Below are 16,597 nucleotides of genomic sequence, written 5' to 3' on the forward strand. Positions count from 1 at the left end.
CAGTCCTATTTCACAGACGAGAAAGCTGTCGGCGTGAGCATCTGGCTGCTGATATTGGCAATGATCTGCCCGTCGCGCTCAGACTCGTCCCGGGCCCTGTGCCATGCCGGATCGGTGACGAAAGCCCCCCATTTCGCCTCACGCTCGGCCAGCGATTCCCAGGCGAGGAAATAGGTGAGGCGATTGCTGTTTTCGCCGATCGCCGTGGTGAAAAACCCGGCTTGGCGGATGCCATGCCTCTCCCAGATGGCCAGCGTTTGGTCGGAAAAGCGCTTGAGCAAAGCCGGCAGCCTGCCCGGCAGGCAGTCATAGATACGCAGTTCGTAGATCATGGTTTCGTCCGTTTCTTTCTTCGCCTCTCCCTTGAGAGAGGTCGACACGAATGGTCGGTCGGTGGCTCTGTGAGCCTGGGGGAATGAGGGCAAGGGCTGGGCTAACTCCAGGTCCGGTCCCAGCTATATTCATTGTCCCAATGCTCGGTGGATTGCCATATCCCCGTGACACCGGGCTGCAGATGCTGGCTGATCACCTCGTCGACCACATCGTCTATGCCCAGCCCCGGTCTGTCCGGAACGGTGATGAAGCCGTCCTGCACCAGCGGCTTGGGAAGACCGGTGACGATGTCGTCCCACCAGTCGACATCGGCGGAGTGGTATTCGAGCGCCATGAAGTTTTCGGTCGCGGTTGCGACATGCGCGGCTGCCATCGCGGCGATCGGACTTTCAGCCATATGGATCGCCATCGCGACGCCGTCATCCTGCGCCATGTCGCCGATCTTCTTGGTTTCCAGGATGCCGCCGCTGGTGAGCAGGTCCGGGTGAATAACGGAGAGGCCGCCGCGCCTGAGCAAGGGCTCGAAACCCTCCTTGAGGTAGATGTCCTCGCCGGTGCAGATCGGCACTGAGGTCGCTTGCTGCAGCTGTCGGTATTGCTCGGTGTACTGCCAGGGAATCACATCCTCGAGCCAGGCGGGGACGTATTTTTCGATGCGCCGGGCGAGGCGGATGCCGTCCTGCAGCGAGATGTGGCCGACATGATCGATGGCTAAAGGGATCTCGTAGCCGATAACCTCGCGAACCTCGTGGATATACTGCTCGAGCAGGTCTATCCCCCTTTCGGTGAAATGCAGGCCTGTGAACGGGTGCTGCACGTTCTGCGCGTCGTAGGCGAGATTGCGTGCCTTGCGCTCCTCTAACGAGCCACCGCGGCCGCGTGGATTGGCGTAAAATCCTTCGAGCACACCGGCGGGCGCGACCACCGCGCCCGGGACATGGGCGATCTGCATCAAGCCCAGGTCCATCTTCAGGAAAGTGAAGCCGCGGTCCATGCGTTCCTTGAGGCGCTTGCCGGTCTCGGTCCCGCTCGGTCTTTCGGCGTCGGTATCGCAATAGACGCGCACCTTTTCGCGAAACCTGCCGCCGAGCATCTGGTAGATCGGAACGCCATAGGCCTTGCCGGCAAGATCCCACAACGCGATCTCGACCGCCGAGACGCCGCCGCCTTGCCGGCCGTGCCCACCGAATTGCTTGATCCGGCGAAACAGGCGGTCGATGTCGCAAGGGTTCTCCCCAAGCAAACGGCTCTTCAGCATCAGCGCGTAGGTAGCGCTGGCGCCGTCGCGTACCTCGCCAAGTCCGACGATGCCCTGGTTGGTGTAAATCTTGAGCAGCGCCGAGGTGAACGGCGCCCCGACGATTTCGGCCACCCGCATGTCGGTGATGCGGAGATCGGACGGCTTGGAATTCGTGTTCACACGATTGAGGGCCTCATCGGCTCCACCCGTCTTTGGCATGACTGTCCTCGTTTTGGTCGATGAGATTTTAAGCCCCCGCCGGCATTGAGCGCTGCTAGCCCAGCTCGATCTCGTGAGCCTGCAGGTAGTCGCTGTTCATCTCGACACCGAGACCCGGCTTCGACGTCAGCCTGAGGCTGCCATTCGCGACGTCGAGCGGGGTGTCGATGAGGTGATCGTATTTGCCCAGGTTCCATTCCGACGTCTCGAGCTTGTAGAAGTTGGGAACCGTCATCATCACCTGCGCTCCCGCGACCACGTTGATCGGTCCGGCGGCGTCATGCGGCGAGACCGGCACATAATAGGCTTCGCACAGGGCGGAAATCTTCTTGAGCTCGGTGATGCCACCGGTCCAGGTGACGTCGGGCATGATGTAGTCGGCGAGCTTGCTCTCCAGCACAGGCACGAAATCCCACTTGGTGTGGCCGCGCTCCCCCCACGAGATGGCGGCGCTAACCTTCTCACGCACCTGCTTGAGCGCGTTGAGGCTCTCGGGCGGACAGGGCTCCTCGAACCAGTCGATCTTGCCGGCTTCCTCGAGGCTCCGGCAGAGGCGAATGGCGGTGGGAACGTCGAAGCGGCCATGCGCATCGATGAGGATGTCGACGTCGGGCCCCGCCGTTTCGCGGATCAGGGCCGTGAGCTCGGCTGCTTCGCGTTCGTCCTTGCGGGTCATGCTGCCGTCGAGGTAGCCGTCCCGCTGTTCGCGGGACACGCCGTCGAGGCTGCGGCCCTGGTGGGGAAAAGGATCGAACTTGAGCCCAGTGTGCCCGGACTCGACGATGTCCCGGATTTCGCGGACCACAGCGTCCTTGCTGGTGAACTTGGCCTGGTTGGGATGGGTGTAGAGCGCGATCTCATCGCGCACCGGTCCGCCCAGCAGCTCGTAGATCGGCTTGCCGAGGACTTTGCCCCGGATGTCCCAAAGGGCTATGTCGATGGCGCTCACGCATTCGACGGCAGCGCCCCGGCTGCCCATATAGGTGAAGCTGCGGAAAATCTTGTGCCAGAGATATTCGATCCGGGCCGGATCCTCGCCTGTCACGGCGATGCCGATCTGCCGCAGGATGGTGCAGAGAGCGCGGTTGGCGAGCTTTGTGGTGGTGGTGATCTCCCCCCAGCCACTCACCCCCTCGTCGGTTGCCACTTCGACGAACAGGTACTCGCCCCAATAAGACGCATCGGACTTGATCAGCCATGGCCGAATGCTCGTGATCTTCATCTCAACTACCCTTTTTGTGAAATGGCCAGGATGATGATGTTGCGGATCGGCTATCCGGCTCGAGCCGCAATGCGCGCACGCATGTGTTCGAGCACATGCCGGCCGGAACCCTCGACATGGCGGGAAATGAGTTCGGCCGCCTTGTCGGCTTCTCCGGCCTTTACATGCGCGATGAGCTCGCGGTGCTCGCGAATGATCGCGGCGCGTCTGGCAAGCGTGAAACTGAACCGCCGGCTGACCGCCCTCAACACCTCGCGATGCTTCCACCAGAGCTCAGCCGCATGGCGGTTATAGTGCCGCTGGTACATCACGGTGTGGAAGGCGGTATCGAGCTCACTGTGCCTGAACGTGTCGGCAAAATTGTTCTCTTCGATCAGGCCCTGAAGACGTTCGAGCTCGGCGATGTCCTCGTGAGTGGCCATGTTCACGAACCAGCGCGTCAAGGCCGGTTCGATCAGGACACCGATCTCGTAGATATCCCGGACAAAATCCTGGTCTATGGGTCGCACGCGCGCCCCGCGATTGGGGCTGAAGATAACAAAGCCCTCCCCGCGCAACAATTGCAGGGCCTCGCGAACCGGGTTGGTCGAGGTGCCGTGTCGCCGGGCAAGATCGGCGACCACAAGCCGTTCGTTCGCGGCTAGCCGTCCTTCGATGATGTCCTCCCTGATCAGTTCGTAAAGCGAGGCGCCCTCGCTGGAGGCTCCGATGGGGTCAATCCCCGCTGGTGGCTCCGCTTTAAAATCGCTCGTCTCGGCCAAAGCCAGCACCCCCAAATCAATACACCCTCCGCCCTATATCACGCTCGACATCGATAAAACAATGTACGATTCTTCGCGTTGACAGGTAAACTGTGATCTGAAAACGTACAAAGTGATCGAAGGGATACATTAGAGCGGGGAAATATCCCCTCGGTCGAACGAGCAAGGACCGCTTGCCTCGATGCAGAGCGGCACGGGAGAGAAACTGGAGGATACCTATGACGAGGATTACGCTCGGCGGTGCCGTCCTGCGCGGCGCTGTCTCAACTGCGTTAACGGCATCGTTGATGGCCGCGCCGGCGCTGGGCGCGCCGCCGGTCGACTTGAGCAAGTGGTCGCCGGAATATGTGCGCTCTATTGCGGGCACGCAGGAATTTGACACGGCGGCCGATTGCGGCAAGGTCACCCCGCTCGACTATAAGGGGCGGCTGACCTTCTGGTATCAGGGCGTGTTCGAGGGTGACCCCGACCTTCTACGCCAGTACTACAAGGATTTCTTCGAGACCTTCCGCAAAACCTATCCGAACATCCAGCTCGAAGAACAAGCCCTCACCTACAATGATCTGCTCGACAAGTTCCGCACAGCGCTCCTTGGCAATGCCGCGCCGATGGCGGTCCGCCTGCAAATCCTGGGTGGCACCGAGTTCGCCTCAAAGGGCTATCTGCAGCCGCTGAAGCCCGAGGACGTAGGCTATTCGACCGAGGATTTCTGGCCCGGCGCCATGAAAGCCGTGACCTGGGACGGCGTGACCTACGGCATTCCGACCAACAACGAGACGATGGCCTTCATCTGGAATGCCGACATCTTCAAGCGTGCGGGCCTCGATCCGGACAAGGCTCCGGCAACCTGGGACGACGTCGTAAAATATTCCAAGCAGATCCACGACAAGCTCGGCATTGCCGGTTACGGCCTCGTGGCACGCAAGAATGCCGGCAACACGCCGTACCGCTTCATGCCGCAGCTGTGGGCCTATGGCGGCGGCGTCTTCGATGAGACCGCGGCGAGCCCGACCTACAAGCAGATCGAACTCGACAGCCAGCAGAGCAAGGCAGCGCTACAAGCCTCGTACGACATGTATGTTCGCGACAAATCGGTTCCGGTTTCCGCACTCACGAACCAGCAGGCCGACAACCAGCCGCTGTTTCTCGCCGGCCAGCTCGGCATGATGATCTCGCACCCGTCCGACTACAACGTCATGCTCGATCTGCAGAAGAAGGCGACGGGCACCGACAAGGACAAGGCGCAGACCGTCATCGACAACATGCGCTACGGCCTGATTCCGACCGGCCCCGACGGCAAGCGCGCCGTCGTGTTCGGCGGCTCGAACATTCACATCCTGAAGCCCGAATATGTCGAGGGCGGCAAGGTGGACGAGCCGGCTGCAAAGGCCATCATCTGCATGTGGACCAGCCCCGAATGGTCGCTGAAGATGGCCTATGCCGGCTCGAACCCCGGCAATCTCAACGGCTTCAAGACCAAATGGATGAAGGAACGTCTGGACAACATCAAGTTCCTCGACGTCACGACCTCGATGCTGCCATACGGCATCCCGTTCCCGGCGCTGCCGCAGTCTCCCGAGATCATGAACATCATCATCCCGGACATGCTGCAGAATGCCCTCACCGGAGCAATGACCGTCGACCAGGCGGCGGATGACGCTGCCAAGAAGGTGAAAGACCTGATGGGTGGCGGACTCTAGTCCGGGCCTGACCGACGATCCGACCGGCTGTGCCAAGAGCGCGGCCGGTTCCTCCCGAAAACAAGGGCACGCCACAGTGACGATCGTGACCGGCAAGGCCGAGGCTCGTCGAAGATTGCGATCCGCCAGGTCCGGCGTGCTCCGGAAAGTCTGGAAGCATCGCGCCGATTACGCGTATGTGCTTCCCGCAATCGCGGTGATGCTGATCGTGATTGCCTACCCGATCTACTACACGATCGAGCTGTCCTTCTTCAACACGCCGCCCGGGCTGCAGCTCCGCGACAAGACCTTCGTCGGCATCGATAACTACACGGCCATCCTGACCAGTCAGGTGTTCTGGCGGGTCACCTTGAACACCATGATCTGGACTGTGGCATCCACTTTCATCTCCTTTGTCCTGGGTTTTGCCGCCGCGCTGGCGCTGCATCGCGACTTTATCGGCCGTGGTATCTTGCGCGCCATCCTGATCATTCCCTGGGTCATCAGCGCAGTCGCCGCGTCCTATATCTGGAAATGGATCTACCATTCGGATTTCGGGGTCATCGGCGCGGTGCTGGTCGGTCTCGGATTGGCCGACCGGCCGCCGAATTTCATCGACAGCGTCAGCACCGTGCTGCCTTCCCTGATCGTCGTCAATATCTGGCGCGAGTTCCCGTTTGCCATGATCATGATGATGGCCGGCCTGCAGACGATCCCCGACCAGTTGCTGCGCGCCGCGAAAGTCGACGGGGCCAATGCGTGGCAGCGCTTCTGGCACGTCACCTTCCCGCATTTGAGAAACGTCTCGACGGTAACGATCCTGCTGCTCGCGGTGGCCAACTTCAATTCCTTCATCATCCCCTGGATCATGACCGGCGGCGGGCCGTCGAACGCATCGCATATCTGGATCACTCACATTTACGAACTCGCCTTCGGCCGGCAGCGCTGGGGGGTGGCGTCGGCCTATTCGGTGCTTCTGTTCCTCATCCTGATGACGCTGGGCTACTTCTACGTCCGCGCGCTGAGCGGCAACGAGCGGAAGGATGGGAGCGCATGAGCACGATTGCCGAGACGGCCCCTCGAAACCAGGCCCGTCGCCGCATGCGAATCGACGGATGGCGGTGGGGCGGGCGCATCTTCCTCGCCTTCATGCTGCTTTACACCGCGTTGCCGATGATCTGGATGCTGCTCACCTCGATCAAGTCCGGCTTCGCCGCAATGCAATTTCCGCCGCAATGGTGGCCCGATCAGCCTAACCTCTCCAGCTATCAAAAGCTGCTCGATCCGCAAAACAGCGTCGGCCAGGACTTCCTGCGCTTTTTCTGGAACAGTCTTGTCGTGTCGACCGCCACGACGATCCTTTCGGTGATCGTGGCGGTTCCGGCAGCCTACGCGTTTTCGCGCTTCACCTTCCCTGGGCGGAACTTCCTGTTCTTCGCGGTGTTGCTGCGCAACATGTTCCCGGCGGTCATCTTTCTCGTGCCGCTGTTCATCCTGATGCGCGCCCTCGGGCTGGTGAACACGCATGGCTCGCTCGTTCTCACCTATCTCACCTTCGGCCTGCCGCTGGCGATCTGGCTGCTCAAGGGCTTCTACGACAACATCCCGGTGCAGCTCGAACAGGCCGCTCGCATCGACGGCGCGACGCGATTCCAGGCGTTCATCCTGATCGTGATGCCGCTCTCGACGCCGGGCATCATCGCCACCGCGATCTATTCCTTCATCGGCGCATGGAACGAGTACATCTACGCCTACACCTTCCTCTCCAAGAACGAACAGCTAACCCTGCCGGTCGGCATCCAGCGCTTCTTCTCGGAAAACACGACCGACTTTCCAGGCCTGATGGCAGCAAGCTTCATGATGAGCGTGCCGGTCGTCGTGTTGTTCCTCGTCCTGCAACGATACTTCGTACGCGCCCTTACGGAAGGCGCGGTCAAGCACTAGGAGCTGCTGCCGATGGCCCACGTGGTCCTCAAAGATCTCGTCAAGACCTATGGCAGCTTCAAAGCTGTCAACGACGTTTCGCTGACGGTCAATGACGGCGAGTTCGTCGCGCTCGTCGGCCCTTCGGGCTGCGGCAAGACAACCACGCTCAATCTCGTCGCGGGTCTGACCTCGGTCACATCGGGCGACATCGTCATCGGGGAGCGCGTGGTCAACGACCTCGACCCCAAGGACCGTGACATCGCGATGGTTTTCCAGAACTACGCGCTTTACCCGCAGAAATCGGTCTACAAGAACCTGGCTTTCCCGCTGCAGATGCGCAGGCTCCCCAGGGACGAGATCGACAGGAAGGTCAAGGAAGCGGCCCGCGTGCTCGATATGACGCAGTTGCTCGAGCGCAAGCCGCGCGAACTTTCGGGCGGTCAGCAGCAGCGCGTGGCCCTCGGCCGCGCCCTCGTTCGAGATCCGGCGGTGTTCCTGATGGACGAGCCGCTCTCCAATCTCGACGCCAAGCTGCGCGTGCAGATGCGCTCGGAGATCAAGCGCTTCCACCAGGACCTCAAGGCGACGATCATCTATGTGACGCACGACCAGCTCGAAGCCGTGACCATGGCCGACAGGATGGCGGTGATGAACGGCGGCTACCTGCAGCAATACGATACGCCGGCGCAGGTCTTTGCCCATCCGGTGAACATGTTCGTCGCCGGCTTCATCGGCAGCCCGGCGATGAGCCTTATTCCGCTGGAGGCATCGGCGGCAAACGGTGACACGGTTCTGACAAGCGCTGAAGGCTGGAGCCTCGCGCTGTCGCCGCGCAACGCCCAGAAGGTCGCAAGGGCAACGACCAGGAAAGTCGTGCTCGGCGCACGTCACTCGACCATCCGGCTGCACAAGGGCGCGGTGCCGGGCAGCGTCCCCGCCAAGGCCTACACGGTTGAGCCGACCGGAGACGTCACCTTCGTGCAGGCGTTCCTGTCCGGCGCCATCGTCAATGTCAGCGTATCCCCGACCATTGCCGTCGCGCCCGACGAGCAGATCTGGCTCGAGTTCGACCAGGAGCGGATGCATCTATTCGACGCCGAAACGGAAATGGCCCTCAAGGCCGACTGAGACAGGGCGGTTCGTGGGGTGGCTGGATGACTGAGAGGCTTAAGATCACCGGGATCAAGCCCTATCCGGTGTGGGTGGGAACGCGCAACCAGATGCTTGTCAAGGTCGAGACCGACCAGGGCGTCTTCGGCTGGGGCGAGAGCGGCTTGAGCAGCCGCGAGAAGGCCGTGGCCGGCGCGATCGAGCACTATCGCGAGTTTCTCATCGGCCGCGACGCCATGCAGATCGGCCGGATCTGGCAGGAGCTCTATCGTAGCCAGTATTTCGAAGGCGGGCGCGTTCTGCAGGCGGCGATTTCGGCCATCGACATCGCCCTTCACGACATCAAGGGCAAGGCGCTGGGGGTGCCGGTCTACGAGCTGCTCGGCGGCAAGCAGCGCGACCGCATTCCCACCTTCGCCTCGACCGGGGACGAGCTCGAGGGCGATGCGGCCATCGAACGGGCGCGTGAATTGCGCACCCAAGGATGGCAGGCGATCCGCTTCTTCCCTTCCGGGCAAAGCAGCAGGGACATCTTCGAGCCGCGCGAGTCGATCGGCGCCACAGCCAGAATGCTGAACAAGGCGCGCGCAGCGCTGGGCGACGAGGTCGTGCTCGGCATCGACTATCATCATCGGCTGTCGGTGGCGGAGGCTGCGAGCTTCTGCAGCAAGCTCGGCCGCGGCGTGCTTGATTTCTTCGAGGAGCCGATAAGGGACGAAACGCCGGAGGCCTACGAATCCCTGCGCACGATGACGGACATCCCCTTTGCCATCGGCGAAGAATTCGCCAGCAAGTGGCAGTTCCTGCCCTACATCGAACGCGGCATCCATCAGTTCAACCGGCTCGATGTCTGCAATGTCGGCGGGCTCACCGAGGCAATGAAGATCGCCGGCTGGAGCGAGGCGCATTATGTGGACTTGATGCCGCACAATCCGCTCGGTCCGGTATGCACGGCCGCGACCGTGCATCTCGCCGCCGCGGTGCCCAACTTCGCTTGGCTCGAAACCAGGGCGCCGGAAAGGAAGCTGGGCTTCGACAATTCGGAGCTGTTCCCCATGCAGCCGCGGCTCGACGGGACCGACTATCCGGTCGGCGATTTGCCGGGACTCGGCGTCGAGGTCAACGAAGCGGCGGTCCAGGCGCAGAGCTTCCGTTTCTGGGAGGCGCCTCACCTCGGGCGCCGAGACGGTTCTGTCACCAACTGGTAGTTCCACTCAACCGGAGTCCATCATGACGCATACTCCCGACATCACCCGGCCGCCCAAGGACCTGATCGACGCGCTGAGGGAGATCGGCGCCGCTACGGTTGCCGGCACGCTGGGCCACATGGGTTTCCGCAATCCGCACATGGTCGGCCCGGTGGCGCAGAACCACGGCAAGTCGATCGTTGGACCGGCGCTGACGCTGCAGTTCCTGCCGCAACGTCCGGACCTGTTCAGCGAGGGAGAATATACCGATCCGGAGACGCAACTTCACCGGCACGTCCTCTATCACGCGCAGCAAGGCGACGTGGTGGTGGTCGATGCGCGCGGCGACATGAGCTCTGGTGTCTTCGGCGATATGATGTCGACCTATTTCAAGGGCAGAGGTGGCGCCGGCATCGTCATCGATGGATGCATGCGCGACCGGCCCAATGTCGAAAAGCTCGATCTGCCCTTATGGCTGCGCGGCTGGACGCCGAACTATCATGTGCAGACGAGCATCTACCCCAACGCGGTCAACGTTCCGATCGCCTGCGGCGGTGTCACCGTGATCCCGGGTGACATCATCGTTGCCGATGACGATGGGGTGGTGGTGGTTCCCGTCTCAATGGCTCCGAAGGTCATCGAAGAATCGCAGAAGCACCACGATTGGGAGGAGTTCTCGCGAGAGAAGCTGATGCAGGGCGCACCCTTGCAACGCTACTATCCGCTGCATGACGATGCCCGCGCAGAGTATGAGCAGTGGCGCAAAGCAAAACGCATCGAGAATTGAATTAGCGCGTGGATCATCTGCGGCGAGCGGCGGACCGTTGGATGTACTTGGAGCGACGAATTCCGGGATAGAACACCATTCGCTCCAAGTACCCGCCAACTTCGCTAGCCGTGCCGGATTTCCGTGCCGAGAACCTTCAGACATTCTCGTATAAAGGCGGCAAGAGCGGTCCAACCTTTCGCGGAAACCATCGTCCCATCCACGTAGGCCTCCGTTGGCGACAGGTCGATATAGGTGCCCCCGGCAAGTGTCACTTCCGGCTCGCAGGCCCCTAGCGCCCCGACCTTCTTGCCGCGCACGACGCCGTCGACCGCCACCAGGATCTGAACGCCGTGGCAGATGGTGAAGATCGGCTTCTTGGCTTCGTGGAAATGGCGCACCATGGCCTGAACGCGCTTATCGGTGCGGATATATTCCGGCCCGCGCCCGCCGGCGCAATAAACGGCGTCGTACTGGTCGAGCTGTTTCTCCGCATCGGAGAACGTCTTGTTGATCAACGCATAGTGACCGAGCTTCTCGGTGTAGGTCTGGTCGCCCTCGAAGTCGTGGAGCGAGGTCTTGATCAGGTCCCCTGCCTTCTTGTCGGGACAGACAACGTGGATGGTATGGCCGACTGCCTCCATCGCCTGTTGGTAGACGAAGATTTCGTATTCCTCGGTGAACTCACCGGTCAGCATCAGTATCTTCTTGGCTGGCATGACTTTTCCTTCTCAGCTTGGAGGTACCAAGGACGCGCCTTGGCTGCGTAACTCGGAATTGACGAAATTCAGAACGGGGAGTCTGGGAAGTAATACTCCTTGGCATTGGCCTGGGTGATCAATGGCGCATCGAGCTTGACGTGTCGGCTCGTCCGCACCGGGGACGACCGGCATGCCATCGGCCGGCGCGACAACGCAATCCGTCAATACGAGCAGCAATGGACATCGGTGCGGTTACTCGAAGGCTGGCAGGAGCCGGTCCCGCGAATTCTCGATGTGCACTCGCATGGCCTTTGCGGCGGCATCGGCGTCGCCCGCGCCGAAAGCAGCGAGGATCGCCTCGTGTTCGTCCAGCGCTTCTTCGGTGACGCGTGAGTGGTACATCAGGCGGAAGATGTGGAAGTGCGTATGCTGGTGGTTCAGCGTCTCGCGGATGAGCTCGTTTTGCGCGAACTCCATGATCTTGTCGTGAAAGATCGCATCTTGGCGAGCAAAGTTCGAATAGCGCAGGCGCTCGTCCTTCCCCACCCGCCGCGCCATCACGCCCGCCGTCGCCTGCAAGGCCGCAAGGCGCTCCTTGTCCAAGGTTGCCGCAGCCTTGGCCGCGGCGGCGGGCTCGAGCAGAAGCCGTAGTTCATAGAGCTCGTCGAACCGGCGCCGCGTGATCTGCGGAGCGGCGCGATAACCGATCAAATGGGTCTTCAACACCAGCCCTTCACCTTCCAGCCGGCCGAGGGCTTCGCGGATAGGTGTGTGAGAGACGTTGAACTCCCTGACGAGATTGTCGACGGTGATCCGCGATCCCGGGGGGATCCTCAACGACATCAACTGCGCGAAGATCGCCTCATAGACATCTCCAGCCAAACTATTGGCCCGCTGGATGCGGCCACTCGCGCGGGCTTCGTTATCGACGGTCAGATCGTGCATCGTTTTGCCTCTTGACACGAGCAAGCCCTAACACGATGCTTCGGCCAATTCAATACGATATCCTATACGATTTTATAGGGGATACGAGCAGGATGGCTAGGGACGCTTTATGGATGTGCGCGGTGCTTGGCGACCCCCGGACCTCCACGAAAGCCGAAGCCAGGGGAACTTGCTAAGGCAGGTTCGGCGACGAACCTGGCACCTTGGCCAATCGTTTTGTTTGAAAGATCTCAATCCATGACCTTGTTTGCAGCCGTGCGCCTGCCGCGCGAAATTCTCTTCGGTAAAGGCCAGCGCCATGCGCTGCCTGCCATTGCCGGTCGACATGGCCGGCGCGCATTCATCTGCACGGACGAACGCCTCGCTGGTACGCCTGAGTTCCTTGAAATCCTCGATGGATTGAAAACTGCCCAGATCGACGTACTCGTCTACGACCGGACCTTGCCTGACGTGCCTCGCGATAGCGTCGGCGCTTGTATTGCGGAAGCAAAGAGCTTCAAGCCGGACATGGTGATCGGCATCGGTGGCGGCAGTTGCCTGGATATGGCCAAATGCGCCGCGCTGCTGCTCAGCCATGGCGGCAAGCTCCAGGACTATTATGGTGAGTTCAAGGTGCCGGGTCCCACCCTTCCTGTCATTGCAGTACCGACCACGGCCGGCACCGGCTCCGAAGTGACCCCGGTCGCCGTGATTTCCGACCCGGAGCGGACGCTCAAGGTCGGTATCTCCAGCCCCCACCTGATTGCCGCGGTCGCGCTTTGTGACCCCGACCTGACGGCAACCTGCCCGCCGTCATTGACCGCCATCGCAGGCGCCGATGCGCTGACCCATGCCATCGAAGCTTTCACCGCGGCGAGACGCGGCGCCGATGCCGACCTGCCGCAAAGACACGTTTTCATCGGCAAGAGCGCATTGACGGATCACTTCGCGCTGCTGGCGATCAGGCTTTTGGGCCGCAGTCTCGAGACCGCCTATCGCGACGGGACGAACGAGGGCGCGCGCGCCGATGTCATGATGGGCGCGCTCGCCGCCGGCTGCGCCTTCGGCACTGCCGGAACCGCTGCCGCCCATGCCGTGCAGTATCCGGTCGGCGCGCTCACGCACACGCCGCACGGGTTGGGGGTCGCGACGATGCTCCCCTATGTGATGGGCTACAACCTGCCTGCGGCAACGCCGGAGATCGCCGAAATCGGCGCGGCGCTTGGTCTGCATCGCCAGGACCGCGACGCCGATCAGCTGGCGGACGCCACGATCAAGGAAGTTGCGCGAATGTTCAACGCCATCGGCATCACTCGGACGCTAGCTGATCTTGGCCTTCCCGAGGACAAGATCGACTGGACGGCGGAACAGGCGTTCGGCATCGACCGGCTGATCAAGAACAATCCCCGCCCCTTCGACCTGCCCGCCATGCAGCGCCTGGTCAGGGCGGCTTATAGCGGCGACATGCCGGCCGCGACGATGTGAGGGATGGAGTCCGATTCCAATGAACATTTCCCCAGAGCTATTTGACCAAGATTCCGACCTGTCCGACTACACGGCATTTTCGCATGGGCTCTACATTGGCGGGAAATGGCGACCTTCATCCGACGGCCGCGTCATTGAAGTGGCCGATCCTTCGACCGGGGCTGTGATCGCGGCGGTTCCCGACGCCACGCTTGCCGACGCCGCAACCGCGGTCGAGGCAGCGGCTGGGGCAGCAACCAGCTGGCGCGAAACCCCGCCCCGCCGCCGCTCCGAGATCCTGAGGCGCTGCTTCGAGCTGATGACCGAACGAGCGGAGACCCTGGCCGTGTTGATTTCCCTGGAGAATGGCAAGGCCCTGCGCGACGCGCGCGGCGAAGTCGCTTATGCGGCCGAATTCTTCCGATGGAACGCCGAGGAGGCAGTTCGCATCACCGGCGAGTTCGGCCTTGCGCCGTCTGGCGCAAACCGCATCGTGGTCGACTACCAGCCCATCGGCATCTGCGTTCTGATAACGCCGTGGAATTTCCCGGCGGCGATGGCGACGCGCAAGATCGCGCCTGCCCTCGCGGCCGGCTGCACAGTCATCCTGAAGCCAGCCAGCGAGACGCCGCTGACAGCATACGCGCTTGCTGCTCTCTATGAAGAAGCCGGCGTGCCTCCCGGTGTCATCAACGTCGTCACCACCTCGAATCCAGGCCCGGTGACAGCGGCGATGCTGGCCGATGCGCGCGTGCGCAAGCTGTCGTTCACCGGCTCGACCGGCGTCGGCCGGGTGCTTCTTGCCGAAGCGGCAAAACACGTCATCTCGTGTTCGATGGAACTTGGCGGCAACGCGCCGTTCATCGTCTTCGACGACGCCGATCTGGATGCAGCGCTCGATGGCGCAATGATCGCCAAGATGCGAAATGCCGGCGAGGCCTGCACGGCCGCCAATCGGTTCTATGTTCAGGCCGGCATCCATGACGCTTTCGCGGACGGGCTGCGCAAACGCATGGCAGCGCTCAAAATGGGCGCCGGCACAGATTCGGAAACGGAATGCGGCCCGATGATCACGAGGAAAGCCGTAGGCAAGATCGATCGCCTCGTACAAGACGCCGTTGCACGCGGCGCCACGATCCTGTGCGGCGGCGAGGTGCCCGTGGAGAAAGGGTATTTCTATCCGCCGACTGTGCTCACTGACGTTCCCCCTGATGCGGCCATGGCACATGAGGAAATCTTCGGACCTGTTGCGCCGATCAGCCGCTTCGAGGATGAGGCGGAGGTCATTGCCAGGGCCAATGATACCGAATACGGCCTCGCCGCCTATATCTACACCCGCGACCTGGCCAAGGGCATGCGCGTGGCATCGAAGATCGAATCCGGGATGATCGCGCTCAATCGCGGCCTGATGTCGGATCCGGCGGCGCCCTTCGGCGGCGTCAAGCAGAGCGGATTGGGCCGAGAGGGCGGTCAGAAGCATGGCATAACCGAGTTCATGGAGGCGAAGTACATCGCCGTGACGATCTGAATGCACAGATGACCAAAGATCCGTTCCGCACTCGAGATCACGTCCTCGAATTCGACGACATAGTCGCTGAGATTCGCCGCAAAAGCGCGGAGACCCGGGCGAAAATCCCGATGGTCCCCGATATCGCCTATGGGCCCGACCGCGCCGAAACCCTGGACCTTTTCTTCCCGCCGGGGAAACGCGAGTCGTTGCCGGTGCACATCTTCATCCACGGCGGCTACTGGCGCATGTTTTCCAAGAGCGACTATTCTTACGTCGCTGACACCGTGACCAGCGCAGGAGCGATCGCGGTTGTCGTTGGCTACGCGTTGATGCCTGCCGTCAGGATGGCTGCAATTGTGAACCAGGTGCGCCGCGCCAGGCAGTGGGCAAGCGAGAGGATCGCGAATTTTGGCGGCGATCCCGGGCAACTCACAATTAGCGGTCATTCAGCGGGGGCGCATCTTGCTGCCATGCTCTTCAACGACAGCAACCAGCCGTCCGCCATCAAGGGAGCCATGCTGCTTGGCGGGCTTTACGACCTGAAGCCCTTGCAAACCTCCTTCCTCGCCGATGAGATCGCGCTCACTGACGAGGAGGTGACTAGCTTTTCGCCGATCGGCCATCGTTTCGACAGTTCGGTGGCGGTCGAGATCGCGGTCGGAGGCGATGAGACGCCCCCCTTCCATAGCCAGGCTGCAGCGTTTGCCGAGCATCTGGAGCGGCAAGGACTGGCCGTTTCGCGCTCGAGCTTGGCGGGCGCAAATCATATGAGCAGCATCCGCGATCTGGGCGTGCCTGGCACAGACGCCAGCCAATTGTTGGCGCGCGTGCTGGCAATCTGACGACGCCACTCATCGCCACCGTGAAATGCCTCAGGGCGCTTCGGCGATGCGGACTATGCCGCCGCCAGGGCTCCCGTCTTCTTTGCGGTCCAGGTGGCGATATAGTCCATCAGGCCGGGGTTGAGGCAGTCATAGGGTTCCAACCCGATCGACTTCAACTGGCCGCGAATGCCGGCCATGCGGCTCGGGTCGACGCCGGATTCGATGATCGAGGAGACAAACGCGGCGAAGCCCGGCGGCGACCAGCCGTCCTCCTCGAAGCGTTCCGGATGGATGAAGGACAGGCCCTTGAAGGCATGGTCGCGCTCGACCGGGCCGTACATGTGNACNCCNCAGCCGGTGCAGGCATGGCGCTGGATCAGCGCTGNNGGATCGACCACCTTCAGCTTGTCGCCGTTCTCGGTGACGGTGACATCGCTTGTGCCGGCGACCGCAACCACCGAGAATATCGCGCCGTCCGGCTTCCAGCATTTGGTGCAGCCGCAGGCATGATTGTGGGCGATCTGCCCCTTGACCTTCACCTTCACCGGGTTGCTGGTGCAGGCGCAGACCAGCGTGCCGCCGGCAAAGGAAGCGCTTTCCCTGGGCAGCCCGTTNTCGATCTTCGGATGCAGNTTCTCAGGCATTCTTTTCTCCTCCCAGTTGTAAACCACAAAAGTCGCCGGCCGGTTGGCCGGCGGCATGTGGTTCTTGCTTCAGTAAACCACGACACT

The 16,597-nt window shown here is 61.8% G+C and carries 16 protein-coding genes; 9 read left to right on the plus strand and 7 right to left on the minus strand.

What is annotated here, in order from left to right; translation table 11 throughout:
* Positions 1–5: 5 nt before the first annotated feature.
* From YU3_RS0118970 to YU3_RS0118985, 4 genes are all read right to left on the minus strand, one after another.
* The gene (locus YU3_RS0118970; protein WP_027167748.1) at positions 6–332 is read right to left on the minus strand and encodes an NIPSNAP family protein; all 327 of its coding nucleotides are present in this window, start codon (positions 330–332) and stop codon (positions 6–8) included.
* A 101-nt stretch (positions 333–433) separates the two neighbouring features.
* Positions 434–1,792, minus strand: coding sequence for a mandelate racemase/muconate lactonizing enzyme family protein (locus YU3_RS0118975; protein ID WP_027167749.1), 1,359 nt, complete (start codon positions 1,790–1,792; stop codon positions 434–436).
* 55 nt (positions 1,793–1,847) lie between these two features.
* Positions 1,848–3,014 carry a mandelate racemase/muconate lactonizing enzyme family protein gene (locus YU3_RS0118980; protein ID WP_027167750.1) on the minus strand — a complete coding sequence of 389 codons (1,167 nt, stop codon included), beginning with the start codon at positions 3,012–3,014 and terminating at the stop codon, positions 1,848–1,850.
* A 50-nt stretch (positions 3,015–3,064) separates the two neighbouring features.
* Positions 3,065–3,775, minus strand: a complete 711-nt coding sequence (locus tag YU3_RS0118985) for a GntR family transcriptional regulator (protein WP_027167751.1) — start codon at positions 3,773–3,775, stop codon at positions 3,065–3,067.
* 218 nt (positions 3,776–3,993) lie between these two features.
* On the opposite strand from YU3_RS0118985, the gene YU3_RS0118990 reads away from it, so the two are divergent.
* The 6 genes from YU3_RS0118990 (at position 3,994) to YU3_RS0119015 (ending at position 10,464) form a co-directional block, all read left to right on the plus strand.
* Positions 3,994–5,475, plus strand: a complete 1,482-nt coding sequence (locus YU3_RS0118990; protein ID WP_027167752.1) for a sugar ABC transporter substrate-binding protein — start codon at positions 3,994–3,996, stop codon at positions 5,473–5,475.
* 76 nt (positions 5,476–5,551) lie between these two features.
* Complete coding sequence (locus tag YU3_RS0118995) at positions 5,552–6,511, plus strand: sugar ABC transporter permease (RefSeq protein WP_027167753.1); 960 nt, start codon at positions 5,552–5,554, stop codon at positions 6,509–6,511.
* Entirely contained in the window at positions 6,508–7,398 is an 891-nt protein-coding gene (locus YU3_RS0119000; RefSeq protein ID WP_027167754.1) for a carbohydrate ABC transporter permease, read from the plus strand. The genes YU3_RS0118995 and YU3_RS0119000 overlap by 4 nt, the downstream gene beginning before the upstream one ends.
* Before the next feature lie 12 nt (positions 7,399–7,410).
* The gene (locus YU3_RS0119005) at positions 7,411–8,508 is read left to right on the plus strand and encodes an ABC transporter ATP-binding protein (RefSeq protein ID WP_027167755.1); all 1,098 of its coding nucleotides are present in this window, start codon (positions 7,411–7,413) and stop codon (positions 8,506–8,508) included.
* 26 nt (positions 8,509–8,534) lie between these two features.
* Positions 8,535–9,698, plus strand: a complete 1,164-nt coding sequence (locus YU3_RS0119010) for a mandelate racemase/muconate lactonizing enzyme family protein (protein ID WP_027167756.1) — start codon at positions 8,535–8,537, stop codon at positions 9,696–9,698.
* Positions 9,699–9,720: 22 nt separating this feature from the next.
* Positions 9,721–10,464: a ribonuclease activity regulator RraA gene (locus YU3_RS0119015; RefSeq protein WP_027167757.1), complete on the plus strand. Its 744-nt coding sequence runs from the start codon at positions 9,721–9,723 to the stop codon at positions 10,462–10,464.
* 104 nt (positions 10,465–10,568) lie between these two features.
* On the opposite strand, the gene YU3_RS0119020 is transcribed toward YU3_RS0119015, so the two are convergent.
* On the minus strand, positions 10,569–11,162 hold the full coding sequence (locus tag YU3_RS0119020; protein WP_027167758.1) for a DJ-1/PfpI family protein: 594 nt from the start codon (positions 11,160–11,162) through the stop codon (positions 10,569–10,571).
* Between the two features lie 234 nt (positions 11,163–11,396).
* Positions 11,397–12,089 (minus strand): GntR family transcriptional regulator, encoded by a 693-nt coding sequence (locus tag YU3_RS0119025; protein WP_051333985.1) that lies wholly within the window; start codon positions 12,087–12,089, stop codon positions 11,397–11,399.
* Between the two features lie 237 nt (positions 12,090–12,326).
* On the opposite strand from YU3_RS0119025, the gene YU3_RS0119030 reads away from it, so the two are divergent.
* The 3 genes from YU3_RS0119030 to YU3_RS0119040 are packed head-to-tail and all read left to right on the plus strand — an operon-like array spanning position 12,327 to position 15,884.
* Complete coding sequence (locus YU3_RS0119030; RefSeq protein WP_027167760.1) at positions 12,327–13,553, plus strand: iron-containing alcohol dehydrogenase; 1,227 nt, start codon at positions 12,327–12,329, stop codon at positions 13,551–13,553.
* Positions 13,554–13,572: 19 nt separating this feature from the next.
* Complete coding sequence (locus YU3_RS0119035; protein WP_027167761.1) at positions 13,573–15,060, plus strand: NAD-dependent succinate-semialdehyde dehydrogenase; 1,488 nt, start codon at positions 13,573–13,575, stop codon at positions 15,058–15,060.
* Between the two features lie 8 nt (positions 15,061–15,068).
* A complete protein-coding gene (locus YU3_RS0119040; protein WP_027167762.1) occupies positions 15,069–15,884 on the plus strand; it encodes an alpha/beta hydrolase in 816 nt (271 codons plus the stop codon).
* A 53-nt stretch (positions 15,885–15,937) separates the two neighbouring features.
* On the opposite strand, the gene gfa is transcribed toward YU3_RS0119040, so the two are convergent.
* Positions 15,938–16,510: an S-(hydroxymethyl)glutathione synthase gene (gene gfa / locus YU3_RS0119045; protein WP_027167763.1), complete on the minus strand. Its 573-nt coding sequence runs from the start codon at positions 16,508–16,510 to the stop codon at positions 15,938–15,940.
* Positions 16,511–16,597 lie beyond the last annotated feature (87 nt).

It is taken from the genome of Mesorhizobium sp. WSM3224 (genome assembly GCF_000427725.1).
Lineage (GTDB): Bacteria > Pseudomonadota > Alphaproteobacteria > Rhizobiales > Rhizobiaceae > Mesorhizobium.